Genomic DNA, 12,956 nt, shown 5'->3' on the forward strand with positions numbered 1-12,956 from the left:
ATATTACAAAAGATTAATTAAGGATTGATTATGACAAAGCTAGACTTACCTTATCAGCATAGTAACTTCTATAAAGAAAAACCAATTTTTAATATCCAAAGAGAATACGCGCTTAAAGATTGCCTTTATAAAGTTAACAAATTAAATAAATGTATTTTCATAACAGGGGAAGAAGGGATTGGCAAGACAGTTTTTCTTTCACAAATAACAGAATCCCTTGAGCAAGATGTTGTTACGCTATTTTTAAACCCTCTTAATAGCCTTTCTTGTGATCCCGAGCTTATTAAACAGGATATTGTTGAACAAATTTCATGGATAGTAAATGGACATGGCATCGAGCAAAAATCATTTTCATCTGTAAATACTTATAGTAGTTATTGTAATTTCCTATCTAAATACTGCGACTCTAATAGAAAAGAAGTTGTATTTATCATTGATGGTCTTGATGATATTGAAAGTGATTTTATTTTTGATTCTATAATTGATTTTTTACCATTTCATATACGTTATTTTAAATTTCTAATATCATCAAATAATCAAGAACTTTATGATAAATTTTTAAAGGCAGATTATTCAATAGATTACTTTTCCGTTCCTCTAATGAATGATGATGAATGTTATTTGTTTTTCAAAGATGTTGATAAATGTGATGTTGATGATATTTTAAGAGCTTACCCTCCTGTTCCAGAAAAGCTGATGTCGATAAAAAGGTTAGTTGATAAAGGTTATACTGTTAGCGATATATTGGATAAGTACGGCGAGCATAATGACTCATTTATTGAGGGTGAATTTAAGTTTAATAAAGAGTTGATAGATAAAAATGAGTTGGTTATTTCATTTGTTGTTTTCTGTCCTATAAAGGTTTCAATAACTGAGATTTGTGAGGTTTTTGGCGTTGAAAAAAATGTTTTTTTAGATGTTTTAAACTCAATGTCAATAATAAGGGTTAATGGAACGCTGTTAGAAATAGTAAGTTCTGCGATGGCAGATTACCTAAAAATTGAGCTGGCAAAAAATAGAGCTAAATTAGATGGGCTTATAAAAGATTTTATTTCTACAAAAAAGACAAACTCTGAAAATATTTTGTCTATTCTAAATTATAAGAGGGATGTTGAAGATTACGAAGGGGTTATAAAAGAGCTTAGTAGTGAAAGCATTGTTGATATATATAGAGATAAGAATAGTTTAAACTCTTTGCAGCAAATATTGAAAATAGGTGTTGATGCATCCGTTGATGAAGCTTTTTATGTTGATAAAATTAAATTTTCTCATTTATCCTCTCTTTTCAAAGGGGTTTCGGAAATTTCCGTATTAAAAAGTGAAATTGAGTGCTACCTAAAAGAAGGAGATTTTAGTTCTGCAATTAGAATAGCTAATAGCATTAATATTATTGAAGATAAAATTCAAATACTGGCAATGATAGCAACAGGTCAAAAATCTTCAGACTTGGTTACTGATGAAGATATTGTTTCTCAAATACAGTATTTATATTCAGGGATCGATATCGAACATCTAGAAATAGAAACAGCAATGGACATATCTGTAGCTATATTCCCAATTTTTCCTGAGTTATCTTTTAACATTATATCTAAAATTGATGGCTCCAATAAAAGTGGTGGAAACAAGTCGGATTATGCATATGCAAGATTATATTTTGAGGCTGTATTAAAAAATTCTGATGAGTTAGATTCTTTAGATTTAGATAGCTTTAATGTTGATGATAAATTTAAAGATTCGATGAGAAAAATTAAGGATTTAAAAGCAGGGGATAGCCTTAGTAAACTATTTAATAATATTAAGTCTTTAGGGATACAGAACGGAGATAAAATTGGATTGATAGCTGAGTCTTTGAAGTTATTTCCTGATTTTGAAGGAGCTCAAGAATTAGTTAGCTATAGTCTAGATTTAATTACAGAAACTCCTGATTTTTCTTCAAATTGCACAGTTTATCGTGATCTATCTTCATCTTTGACGAATGTAATAAATCAAGAAGTAGCTGAGTCAAACTACAGGAAAATAATAAATCAATTACCAAGGCTGGAAAAAATAGGGCCAACTGTAGATTACGTTGATGTTCTATTAAATCTGGCCGAATATGAGTCAAAATATAAAAATTGCACAGATAGACATAGAGACATTTTTAACTATGTAAAAAATAATATAAATGATTTGTTAGTATCAATGCGTTCGATAATGTCTATACAAGCTTCTTGGCATAAGCTTGAATTTAATAACTATTGGGGAGTTCTACAAGAACATAAAAATTCTGTATTTAATGATTTGTTGAAGGTTACTGCCCAGCACTATACTTTACTAAAAGATGTTATAGTTGAAGAGGCTTTAATAAATTTGTCATCCTCAATGGTTTGGTGTAATAAAATTAATACGCAAGAAAGGCGTGATAGAGCAATATGTAACACAGTGGTTAGTTATATTTTGTCAAATGATCAGTTTGATATTGATGAATGCTCAAAATATATAAAAAGAATAAAAAGTGATTTTGAGTTTACCAGAGCTGCAAGAGTTTTAGCTAGTAAGCTATCAACGAAAGAAATTATAAAGAAATCTAGTTTTGATAAAGTCAGAAAATTGAAAAATAAGATTATCAATAATAACGATAAGTCACATTTTATTGCGTATTTAATTACATCTTATTCTTATGTTGATGGTTCAACAGAAGAAGTTAAAGATAATCTAATAAACGAACTAAAGGAGTCTTTTAGTGCAATAGATGCCGATTGGAATAAAGTTAATGCAGGATTTTCTTTAGCTAATATATTAATCAAGAAAGAAGCCGGACTTGCTAATTATTTTAGAAATTGTATTTCTGAAATTAGAGATGATTCAACAATTGATGTTTCCGAGATCAAGTCCGCTTATAGTCGTTGTGTTGACTTGGCAATCCGATGTAATAACTCAATTCTTAAATTTGACTATAAAGAAGATAATGTAAGCTCAATTATCAAAAGAATTGATATGCTGAGTGGTAATATTGAAAAGTCAAGATTGTATGCAAGGCTTATATCTTCAATTCAGAATAATAATTATAACAACCAAGCGAGAGTTTTAATTGAAAAATATATATGTCCTCTCTTAGATTCTTACTGTGGAAACGAAGGTAAGGAGTACTCATTAGTTTTTTATTCTTTATCTCCTGTTGTCTTTAATTATGATAAGGAAATGTTTAATAAATATCTTGGCTTAGTTTCTGATGAAAATCTAAAGAATGAAATGGTTAGCAATACAATATCCAATATTTTTGAGAAAGTAATGGTATTCGAACCTTTTTACTATACAGATAAGCATAGTTATAAAATGTCTTTTATAGAAGTGAAAGATGTTTTTAACTTGGCTAGTTTTATTACTTTTGATTGGCTGGTTTATAGTAATGTTAAAAGGCTTACACTTAGTTTAAAAATGTCATGTAAAAATGATAGCTTTACGCAGACTCAAAAGTTGGAGATCCCTAGTTTTTATGATGCATTAATTAATATGATGCCAATGGATGGGGGAGTTGCACATGAAGGGTACAAGATTTGCCTTGAAGCTTTGAAGCTAAATTTTAAGAATGAAAAAAGTATGGATTCATGGTTTGGGCTAATTGAGAGAGCTAGAAAAATATCAAATCTAGCTGATTCTGTTTACACAGAAAGTTGTGTTTTAGAGTTGGCTACAAACTTGAAAACAACAAAGAGAAAGGAACTTTTAATTGAATTAATTCAAAAAGTTAATAAGGTTGAAGTTTCAATTGAAAAAATAGACTTAATTGAAACTATTTACTCGTCATGTAAAGAAATTGACAGAGCTTTAGTAAAGAAATCTCTTAGAGATGCTCTTTTGTTAACAACAGATGAAAATACTTTTGAGTTTGAAAGGAAGAGGAAAGAATTAATAGATTCATTTTTTGAAGTAGACTCAAAACTTTCTAGTACCTTAACTTCATTAACGGATTTAGATCCACATCGGAGGAAGTTAATTGCTGACAACGTAGAGCAAAAGAAAAAAATCGAAAAACTAAACGATAGTTTTTCAGATTTTGGCTCTTCTAAGCTTGAGGCATTTCAGCAAGATGATTTCTCAAAATTTTGTCATGATCAATTGGCTAAAATAAATGCAAATAAAGCAGTAAAAAGAAAATCTAGTCAGCTATTAGGTTTTTTAAAAAATATACAATGCCTTGACTCAAATAATTTGCATGTTGTATTAAGCTTTTTTGTACAAGCATATGCGGACAATTTCAAAAAAAAGAACCTATTAATCTCTCACATACAACCTATTTTTGATTCTTTTATTTCTAACTCTACTTTGTTTTGTGAAGTTTATAAAATTAAAACTACATTTACAGATGTTAATGTTGATACAGAAGATTCATTAGTTCTAGATTTAGGTAGCGAGCAAGTTTCAAAAGCTAGTGATTTTATAAAAAGGTGGTTTAATAAAAGTAAAGTTGAGGAAATATTTATTTCAGAACCATACTTCTCCCTTGAAGATTTAAGCTTTATTAATGAATGTATTGATAGAGATTATTCAACTGATGTTAAAGTGGTTACGAGCCTTGCTGTTTATGAGAAGTTTAATAAGGAGATGCAGGAGACTGGTGGTTTTACGGATTTAGATGAATATCTAGAATATTTTTGGTCTCAGAATATTTGCCCTGACAGCAACCCTAGAATAGAGATTTTCTTTGCTGGTACAAAGTCTACAAGAGAGCCCCTTTTACATGATCGATGGTGGCTAAATGGTAAGGGAGTTGGTGGTGTTAAGCTAGGTACATCTATAAATGGCATAGGAAGCAAAGTGAGTGGAATTAATATTTTAAGTCCTGATGATGCTTCTAATGTATATAATAGAATGAATGGTATTACAAAGAAACTTGTTAAAGAATCTAAAGGTGAAAAGGTTGTTTATAAGTCCGCTATGATAATATAGTTTTTAGTTTTTTACATTGAGATATTTAGCTTTGAAGAGTAATGCTGATTTTCCCCGTGTTCCCACCCGAAATTAAATTAATTATGAGTAATTAACAGCATGGATGCTGTAAAAAGCGTAGCTTGGCCACGGATGGCCTATCTACGCTGTTTACGTTCATTTAATAAATTCAAATTGAGGGAACAGTGTGAACCTCGGGGCGCCGAGAGATTCCAAAGAGAAGTCGGCGTTTACTTCTCTTTGGTTGCCGTCGCCAACGCGACATTACTATCAAATTTTATTAGCGCTTTATTACCACAACCATTACAAATCATTGAGTAAGTATCTTTACGCTTACTAACTTTCGTATTCTGATCCTTACATTTAATACACGGTGCTTTCATCGGAGTATTCGTATTACAGTTTGAGCAATTGACATAGTACCCATATCGTCCTGAACGAGCTTCAAGAGTGTGTTCATTACTACAATTTTTACACTTTAAGCTTATGACGCTAGGTTCCTCAGCACTTAATAAAACTTCTTCTTTAACTTCACTTTTGTAAATTGATTCGGGTTCATTAAGGGTTACTGGTGACTCCTCGTTTACTGGTTGCTCGGTTGATTTAATATTCTGAGCTAAAAGAAACTGACAAATCTTAGATAGGCTTTCCTCACTAAACCATGGGCGTATGTTAGTTGAAAAAAAGTGCAGTGGGTTAGGGGGGGATGCAGGCAACTTCATTATTTCTAAAAGCTTATCAGCTAAAAATTCAGATTTAATTAATCGATCTTCAAGTGACTTTGGCATGCTATCTCGATTGATTATGGCATTACTCGAAATTGCGCAGATACTATGCCATTCTCGTCCCCCGAAGTTCTGCTGTAGTTTACCGAACATTTTGGGAAGTAACTGCTCTGCATTACTCGTCACTAAACTTTTTAATAAGGCTTGTTGGAGTTCAACTTGTTTTATTGGTGATGGCATTCCTTGCCATTTTCCTCGATAACTACGGCTCCATTCTTGATGCCCATTTATGGCAACTTCGCCTGTTATGCTTTTTGATTCGATTAAAATAAACCCATATGTATAAACAATTAAGTGGTCTATCTGCGCTGATTCGTTATTGTGCTTAAATTTAACATCATTAAATACGAATACTTGTGGGTGATCTTTGAATGCTCGGCGCAAATAAAATGCGACATCTAGCTCTTGCTTGTCCCCAGCTTTAATCTTGATTGATAGTGAGGTTGAAGGTGCTTTATCTTTTAAAATCATGAGAAATCCATTCTGCCATGTATGCGTATAGGGTACCATCGAAATGCAAAATTAAAATATTAAACTTAATGATGGATTTTAGATAATTAAATGCATCTCAGAGATTGGCGGTTACTTTTCTTTGGTTGCCGTCGCCAACGCGACATAACTTAAATAAATCGTTAAAAGGTCACTTTTTCCTAGCCCTAATTTTGGTACAATGTGGCTTACCAAATTACACAGATGTAATGTTATGAATAAATGGATTTTATTACTCGCTACTTTGCTAGCGTGTTTCAACACGGTTGCTGAAGAGCAATATTCAAAAAGTCGCTGCGATAACATTGAGGCTGAGCGCGAGGGCATTCGTAAAAGAATGAATCGTAGCTACACGGCTAAGCAAGGTGAACGGTGGAATCAACGTTTAGATGAGCTTTTTACGCTGCTGGCGAGACACTGTAAACACCCAAAAAGAAGTTCTGGTAATGGCGGTAATTATACGTATCGCTCGAACCCTACCGCACTTTTAAACACCAAAGTACATAACTCTACGGTGTATTCAAATTCATATAATGACGATAAAAAGCGCCAAGCTTGGGGGCAATTTTATCAATTACCAAAACGTTGTAGAGCGAAGAAAATTCAGCAAGCTGATTTTGTATGGTGTAGCGAAAATAAAGCTGAGCAAAAGGCGCTATTTGAATCTGCTTGGAGCGGTAATTCAAAAGCAAGCCATAAAGATATTGTTATTACAGTAAAGCCAACTATTACAGAAATTAATGCAAATAAAACCACAAGCCAAGTTGCAATAAAAAGCCCGATAATCGAAGCACCCGTTAAACAAGCTTCAATTCCTTTAAATGAGAGTGTTGGTCCGCAAGTGACAAAGTTGAATGACCTTAAAATTTGGCAATTAGCCTTGGCTGGCATTGCGGCCATGTTGTTTGTGTTTGGTCTTTATCGTTGGTTTAAAGATTGAGTTATTTGACGGGCTAAAGCCCGACCTACGATGTAGGTCTTAATATGTGACGACAGGGTGGTAGGGTTTTGAAACGCGATATGAAATCGCTGCTACAAGTTTATTTATAAACCTTATTATTGAGTTATTTGACGGGCTAAAGCCCGACCTACGATGCCTCGCAACTACAGTTTCAACACCTCTCCTTGTAAACTCGGTGAGTTTGCAATACTGGTTTGGAGTTGTTCTATCAACAACTGGGCATTTGTTGATGGCGTGCGTGAATGTGGCCAGAGGGCGTAAATTGGCCTTGCGGGAATGTTGTGGGGGGAGTCGATATAACTAAAGTTGCTGGTTTCGTCTATACAGCAAATTTCGCTCATCGGCAGTAAGCCAATGCCATAGCCTGCTTCAACCATTTTTCTGGCGATTGTAATGTCAAAACAAAAGCTTGTATGTTCATACTCGGTTTTTAATTTGTTAAGCAAACCGCTGGGGAGTTGTGATTCTGAATAGGGCAGTATCAGCCTTGATGTTGGGGCATCTTTCTTTTTAATCAGCTTTATAGCGATCATGCCTAGGCGCTTTTGAAAATAGCTTGAGTCTTGTTGTTCGCCGATGCGAATAGCTAAGTCAAAACGTTTTTGGCTTAGTTGGCTGTTGGCATTACTTGGGTAAATGTGGAGGTTTAGCGCAGGGTTTGCCATCGCAAACTGATTAACGGCCCCCATCAGTGGGCCCGCAATGATGTTTTGTGGGCACAAAAGGTAAAACTCTTTTGCGGCGGGTGAGTCATTTAGTTGCTCAAGCTGGCTGTTAAGAGCAAGCACCTGCTCGCCTAATTCGTTATAAAGAGATTCGCCTTTGGCGGTTAACACAATGCCTCGGGCTGTGCGTTGCAGTAATGGCTCGGCGAGTTTTTCTTCTAATGCCTGAATGCGCCTTGATAGGGTTGATAGATTCAGTCCTAAATCTTTTGCTGTTTGGCTCATGCTTTTACGGCGCGCTATTTCAATAAATAAATGCAGATCATCCAGCATACGACTCCCTCAATCTTAGTTTGCATTTTCGTGACTGTTGCCACTTGGCCTGTGCAAATATAGTAACGCCAAGGAGGACATATGAAAATTCATTTTACTTTTACTGCGGCATTTTCGTTTTTAATGTCGTTTTTACTTTCGGCATGGGTCACTTATGTCAACTTAGGGCTGAGCGATACATTTTTTCTAAGTTGGATGAAGGCGTTTGCTAATGCATGGCCTGCTGCGTTTGTGGTGGCTTTTACGGTTGCCCCGCCAATTAGGGCATTGGTTTTAAAGTTATATAGTAAGGAGTCAGTATGATTAATATCGTGGCAAAAATTACCCCAAAGGCAGCATTATTTGACGACTGTAAAGGGCGTTTACAGGGCATATTAGCAGCCAGTCGTGCAGAGCCTGGTTGTAATCGTTTTGAGTTGTTTGCGAGCAAAGAGCAGCGTTGTTTGTTTTTAGTTGAGCAGTTTGAATCGCAAGCCGCCCTTGATGAGCATTATGCTCAGCCTTATACCAAAGCTGTGTTCGCGTTTTATGAAAATGCCTTGGCAGAGCCGGTTGAGGTAGAGAAAGTGGAGGAGCTTTAGATTTTATTTGCACAAAGAGGATTAAGAGGCGCTGCGCTTTAGAGGAAAATAGCTAATTGGTTGTATCTCATTGTCTTCTCGTTCAGTTTTCTTTGTGAATAAATATATTTGAACCACAGAGGGCACAGAGGCGCTTCGCACTACACAGAGAAACTTAATGCACAAAGAGATTATGAGGCGCTGTGCTTTAAAGGTACTTAATTATTTGGCTTAATTAGTATCTCATTGTCTTCTCATTCACTTCTCATTGTGAATAAAGATAATTGAACCACAGAGCTTACCGAGGCGCTTTGCGCTACACAGAGAAACTTAATGCACAAAGAGGATAAGAGACGCTTTGCTATAGAGAGCTCCTTGTCTTCCTCTGTGCTCTCTATGTTCTCTGTGGTTCGAAAAAAGATCTAGCAAAGGGTTCGTTTCTTCATTTAAACGCACGGAACACGTTTCACTTTGATAGGAAAAAACTAGGCTACTGGGGAAGTACTGCTATTCGTAGCCTAGTTTACAAGGTTGAAATGGTTACAGCATATGCAGAATTTGTTTAGCTTTTTCGCGGGTTAAACACGCGGCCATTGGGCGTTTTGCAAACAGTTTGGCTGAGACTGTTTGTTCTTTGCCTATGTATTGGTTATGCAGCTGTTTAAAGTGTGGTTATTTGAGCAATTTGCATTGGATGATAAACAGTTTTACTTTGGTAAGAATTAATATTCAGATTTGTTATTGCTCTTTCACTTTGTGAGAACATAAATCGAACTAGCAATTTATCAGTCTTTCAGGTGAATTTAGCGCAGATTTGTTGCAGTTTTATTTGAAGCTGTTAGTCTGTACCTCTAAATTTTACAGTGACGTAAATTCATGTTTAAACGGACTTTAATGCTTACAGTGCTATTGCTAGTAGCTGTATCTACACGGGCGAAAGAGCCAATCCTTTCTAATGAGTGCAAAAGTATTCAAACTGAGCGCGCTGAATTGCAATCTGCGTTAAGAAAGTCTCATGTACTTGATAAAATAGAAATTTATAAACAGCAAATTCAGAACTTATCAGCTCGATTTGCTGAAACATGTTTTACCAATGAACAAATAGCTGACCGTAAAGCTGCGCTTTTTAATCCTGATATTAGTTTACTTGAAAACCAACTAGCTAAACCGTTGTCTCAAAAAGCTTATTTAGAAAAACAAGCTGCGTGGCAACGTTTTTACGTGATGCCAACACGCTGCTTTAATCAGCCACTTGAGCTTAAATATCTAGATTGGTGTATTGACAATAAACAGTTTCAATTTCAGAAATTTGATACGCTCTGGCAGCAAAAGAATACACAAATCGCGCGTTCTGAAGCTAAGCTGACAGATTCGTTTCATGAGTTTGTGCTGCCAAGTAAAACAGAACGAGCAAAACTGAGTGCGCAACAGCAATTAAAGCGCTACAGCAACACAACAGATTCCTTCTTACCGACCAATATAATTGTATTATGTGTTTTAGCGGTATCAGTGTTTTTTGGGCTGATTTTTATATTTCATTGGTTGATGCGCCCACGTCCTGTGGTGAAGTGAGTATTTAGTAGGCGTGAAATTTATTTCGCGCGCCATGCAAGCATAAGCACTGGGCTTTAGGCGCTAGGACGCGATATGAAATCGCTGCTCCAGGCTCGTCTCTCGAAACTCACTTCTCGTTATTTACTCAAACCATTCCCGGCTAAAGCCAGTCCTACGGGGGGAAACAATAGGCACTGGGCTTTAGGCGCTAGGACGCGATGTAAAATCTGCTACAGACTTGTTTCTCGTTACTTAATCACTCATCTGTTTTAAGCTTTTTAGCGCGTTCTTCTGCATCAATAAGAGCTTGTGATTTTGGCTGTTTGGTTTTACTTTTTATCACAGGCTTTTCGTCAGAATTTGGATCCCACGTAGGATCAAGTGATAAGTTTGCAAATGGATTATACGGCTTATCATCTTGTTGCTCGGTCTCTAAATTTGTTTCTTTATCAGCTTCATCAGAGTCACTAGCCATCTCTTCTAGCATATCGTCGTTACTCAGTTCGACAGACAAATCAACCGTATCTTCAGCAGGTTTTGTTGGTTCTTCAGGGCTAAATGACGCAGGTTCGTCCTGTAGCTCTTGTTCAAGCGCTTGTAAGGCTTTTGCTAAATCATCATCGCTGATGTCGTCGTGATCGTCTGTTGTGCTTGGAGCCGTGACTGTTTGTTTATCTTCAGCAAAATGATCAGCAAACGATAAATCATCACCCATCAATGACGATAAGTCATATTCAGGCACGTCATCTTTAGACGGCTCGTCGTCGGCAATAGGCTCTTTTGTTGAATACTCATCAAAACCAAATGATGACGAACTCGTAAAGCTTGGCTCGTCAAACTCTGGTTTCTCAAGTTCATCAATTTCAGGTTTTTCTAGCGCTTCGATTTCAGCTAAAACAGGTTCATCGTCAGCAATAGGCTCTTTTGTTGAATACTCATCAAAACCAAATGATGACGAACTCGTAAAGCTAGGCTCATCAATTTCTGGCTTCTCAAGCTCATCGATTTCCGGCTTTTCGAGTTCTTCTATCTCGGCTAACACTGGTTCATCGTCAGCAATAGGTTCTTTTGTTGAATACTCATCAAAACCAAACGATGAAGAACTCGTAAAGCTAGGCTCGTCAAACTCTGGTTTCTCAAGTTCATCGATTTCCGGCTTTTCGAGTTCTTCTATCTCGGCTAACACTGGTTCATCGTCAGCAATAGGTTCTTTTGTTGAATACTCATCAAAACCGAATGATGACGAACTCGTAAAGCTTGGCTCGTCAAACTCTGGTTTCTCAAGTTCATCAATTTCAGGTTTTTCTAGCGCTTCTATCTCAGTTAAAACTGGCTCGTCCTCGGCAATTGGTTCTTTAGTTGTGTACTCATCAAAGCCGAATGATGACGAAGCGGAATCTCTCGGTTCTTCTAGTTCAGGTTCATCTTGTTTAGATCCCTCTGCTTTTGGAGCTGTTTCTTCATTGATGCTGTAAGATGAAGCAAGGCTCGATAATTTTAGCTCTTGCTCTAGGCCTCGTTGCTCATCTAAGAAGTCATCATCAGAGTCGTTTACGTCTTTATCGTCGTAACCAAGTTCAAGGTCATTAAATTGCTTGGCGTCAGCAAAATCATCAGCTGTTTGTGTAGATGGGGTTTGTGGCTTTTCACTATCATGCTGTGCACTAAAGTGCATTAGTTCAGAGAGAGCGTCGTTATCATTTTTCTCGGTTAATTCGTTTGTGAAGTCAGGAAATGAATCAGAGTCTTGCTGTGACTGCTCTGAGTTTTCATTTAGTACGGCAGCCGTTGCTGCTTGAAGTTCTTCGGCTTCTTTTTCTGCTGAAGCTTGCGCTTGGGCCGCTGCTTTTAGAGCTTTAGCTTGCATTAAGCTTTGTTCAAGCTCTGAGTCTGCATCAGTATTTTTATTTTGACGAATACGAACAATCACTAAGCCTGCAACAAGTAGTACTAGCAAGACAATTAAACTTGGCATTAATAATGAGCTTGAAGAACTATTTTCACTTTCATAAGGAGCAGCAGGCTCCGGTGTAAATGCTGGCTCAACAGGTTCTGCCTCGACAGCTTTTCTTACATCTGTAGTTTCACTGTTTTGCGAACTGTCAGGCGCTGGGTTATCAAGCTGTTGTTCCATCACAGGAGAGGTTACAGGCTCGGCCACAGTTTCTGTCGGAGTATCAGAGATTATAATGCGATCAACGTCAGCGGGCTCTTCTGTTTGCTGAACTGATGGTGTTAGCTGTGTATTTTGCGTTTCTAGTGGTTCTGGCTCTATTTGTAATTGTTCTGCAGGCTGTTGCGGCTCAATAATCTCTGATGCTTGCTCAACTGTAGGCTGTGTTGGTTCTTCAGGCGTACCTAGTATTGCTCCTGAATGTTGAGTTGAGCGGGTGCTTTTACCCTGAATTACTGGTTCAACGGGTTGTGTTGGCTGTTGCTGAACTTTAAGGTTTGAACCATTATTGAGTGGGGTAGGATTTTGGCAATTTTTTTCGTAATTTCTGGCAGCTGAACGATAATTTTTGTTGCTAGTGTTGTTACGATACTCATGCATTTGTTGCTTTAACAAAATACACATAGCTTCGTTGTACTGTGCTTTTGATGTAAAGCTCAGACTTGCAAGTAATAGTAATAAAGTTGTTTTTATAATTGGCATAGTTTCCTGACCAGTAAGGTTTAT

At 36.5% G+C, this 12,956-nt stretch carries 8 protein-coding genes; 5 read left to right on the forward strand and 3 right to left on the reverse strand.

The features are described from left to right. The first annotated feature begins 30 nt into the window (after positions 1-30). Positions 31-4,929, forward strand: a complete 4,899-nt coding sequence (locus IRQ78_RS01805) for a hypothetical protein (protein WP_194441183.1) — start codon at positions 31-33, stop codon at positions 4,927-4,929. A gap of 230 nt (positions 4,930-5,159) precedes the next feature. Here IRQ78_RS01805 and IRQ78_RS01810 read toward each other — a convergent pair whose 3' ends face one another. Continuing rightward, positions 5,160-6,185, reverse strand: a complete 1,026-nt coding sequence (locus IRQ78_RS01810) for a nuclease-related domain-containing protein (protein ID WP_194441184.1) — start codon at positions 6,183-6,185, stop codon at positions 5,160-5,162. A gap of 232 nt (positions 6,186-6,417) precedes the next feature. On the opposite strand from IRQ78_RS01810, the gene IRQ78_RS01815 reads away from it, so the two are divergent. Continuing rightward, positions 6,418-7,143, forward strand: coding sequence for a hypothetical protein (locus IRQ78_RS01815; protein WP_194441186.1), 726 nt, complete (start codon positions 6,418-6,420; stop codon positions 7,141-7,143). A 164-nt stretch (positions 7,144-7,307) separates the two neighbouring features. On the opposite strand, the gene IRQ78_RS01820 is transcribed toward IRQ78_RS01815, so the two are convergent. After that, on the reverse strand, positions 7,308-8,162 hold the full coding sequence (locus IRQ78_RS01820) for a LysR family transcriptional regulator (RefSeq protein WP_194441187.1): 855 nt from the start codon (positions 8,160-8,162) through the stop codon (positions 7,308-7,310). 81 nt (positions 8,163-8,243) lie between these two features. Here IRQ78_RS01820 and IRQ78_RS01825 point away from each other — a divergent pair, with 81 nt between their 5' ends. From IRQ78_RS01825 to IRQ78_RS01835, 3 genes are all read left to right on the forward strand, one after another. Continuing rightward, a complete protein-coding gene (locus IRQ78_RS01825) occupies positions 8,244-8,465 on the forward strand; it encodes a DUF2798 domain-containing protein (protein WP_054563225.1) in 222 nt (73 codons plus the stop codon). Further along, entirely contained in the window at positions 8,462-8,743 is a 282-nt protein-coding gene (locus tag IRQ78_RS01830) for a putative quinol monooxygenase (RefSeq protein WP_194441188.1), read from the forward strand. The genes IRQ78_RS01825 and IRQ78_RS01830 overlap by 4 nt, the downstream gene beginning before the upstream one ends. 855 nt (positions 8,744-9,598) lie before the next feature. Next, a complete protein-coding gene (locus tag IRQ78_RS01835; RefSeq protein ID WP_138618960.1) occupies positions 9,599-10,294 on the forward strand; it encodes a hypothetical protein in 696 nt (231 codons plus the stop codon). A 238-nt stretch (positions 10,295-10,532) separates the two neighbouring features. Here the strand turns inward: IRQ78_RS01835 and IRQ78_RS01840 are convergent, their stop codons facing one another. Further along, entirely contained in the window at positions 10,533-12,932 is a 2,400-nt protein-coding gene (locus IRQ78_RS01840; protein WP_194441419.1) for a hypothetical protein, read from the reverse strand. Between the last annotated feature and the right edge of the window lie 24 nt (positions 12,933-12,956).

It is taken from the genome of Pseudoalteromonas simplex (assembly GCF_015278155.1).
GTDB classification, from domain to species: domain Bacteria; phylum Pseudomonadota; class Gammaproteobacteria; order Enterobacterales; family Alteromonadaceae; genus Pseudoalteromonas; species Pseudoalteromonas simplex.

What these genes read in the sequence shown, in the direction of transcription:
- IRQ78_RS01805 (WP_194441183.1), top strand. Translation starts at nt 31, where the DNA reads ATGACAAAGCTAGACTTACCTTATCAGCATAGTAACTTCTATAAAGAA.
- IRQ78_RS01810 (WP_194441184.1), bottom strand. Translation starts at nt 6,185, where the DNA reads ATGATTTTAAAAGATAAAGCACCTTCAACCTCACTATCAATCAAGATT.
- IRQ78_RS01815 (WP_194441186.1), top strand. Translation starts at nt 6,418, where the DNA reads ATGAATAAATGGATTTTATTACTCGCTACTTTGCTAGCGTGTTTCAAC.
- IRQ78_RS01820 (WP_194441187.1), bottom strand. Translation starts at nt 8,162, where the DNA reads ATGCTGGATGATCTGCATTTATTTATTGAAATAGCGCGCCGTAAAAGC.
- IRQ78_RS01825 (WP_054563225.1), top strand. Translation starts at nt 8,244, where the DNA reads ATGAAAATTCATTTTACTTTTACTGCGGCATTTTCGTTTTTAATGTCG.
- IRQ78_RS01830 (WP_194441188.1), top strand. Translation starts at nt 8,462, where the DNA reads ATGATTAATATCGTGGCAAAAATTACCCCAAAGGCAGCATTATTTGAC.
- IRQ78_RS01835 (WP_138618960.1), top strand. Translation starts at nt 9,599, where the DNA reads ATGTTTAAACGGACTTTAATGCTTACAGTGCTATTGCTAGTAGCTGTA.
- IRQ78_RS01840 (WP_194441419.1), bottom strand. Translation starts at nt 12,932, where the DNA reads ATGCCAATTATAAAAACAACTTTATTACTATTACTTGCAAGTCTGAGC.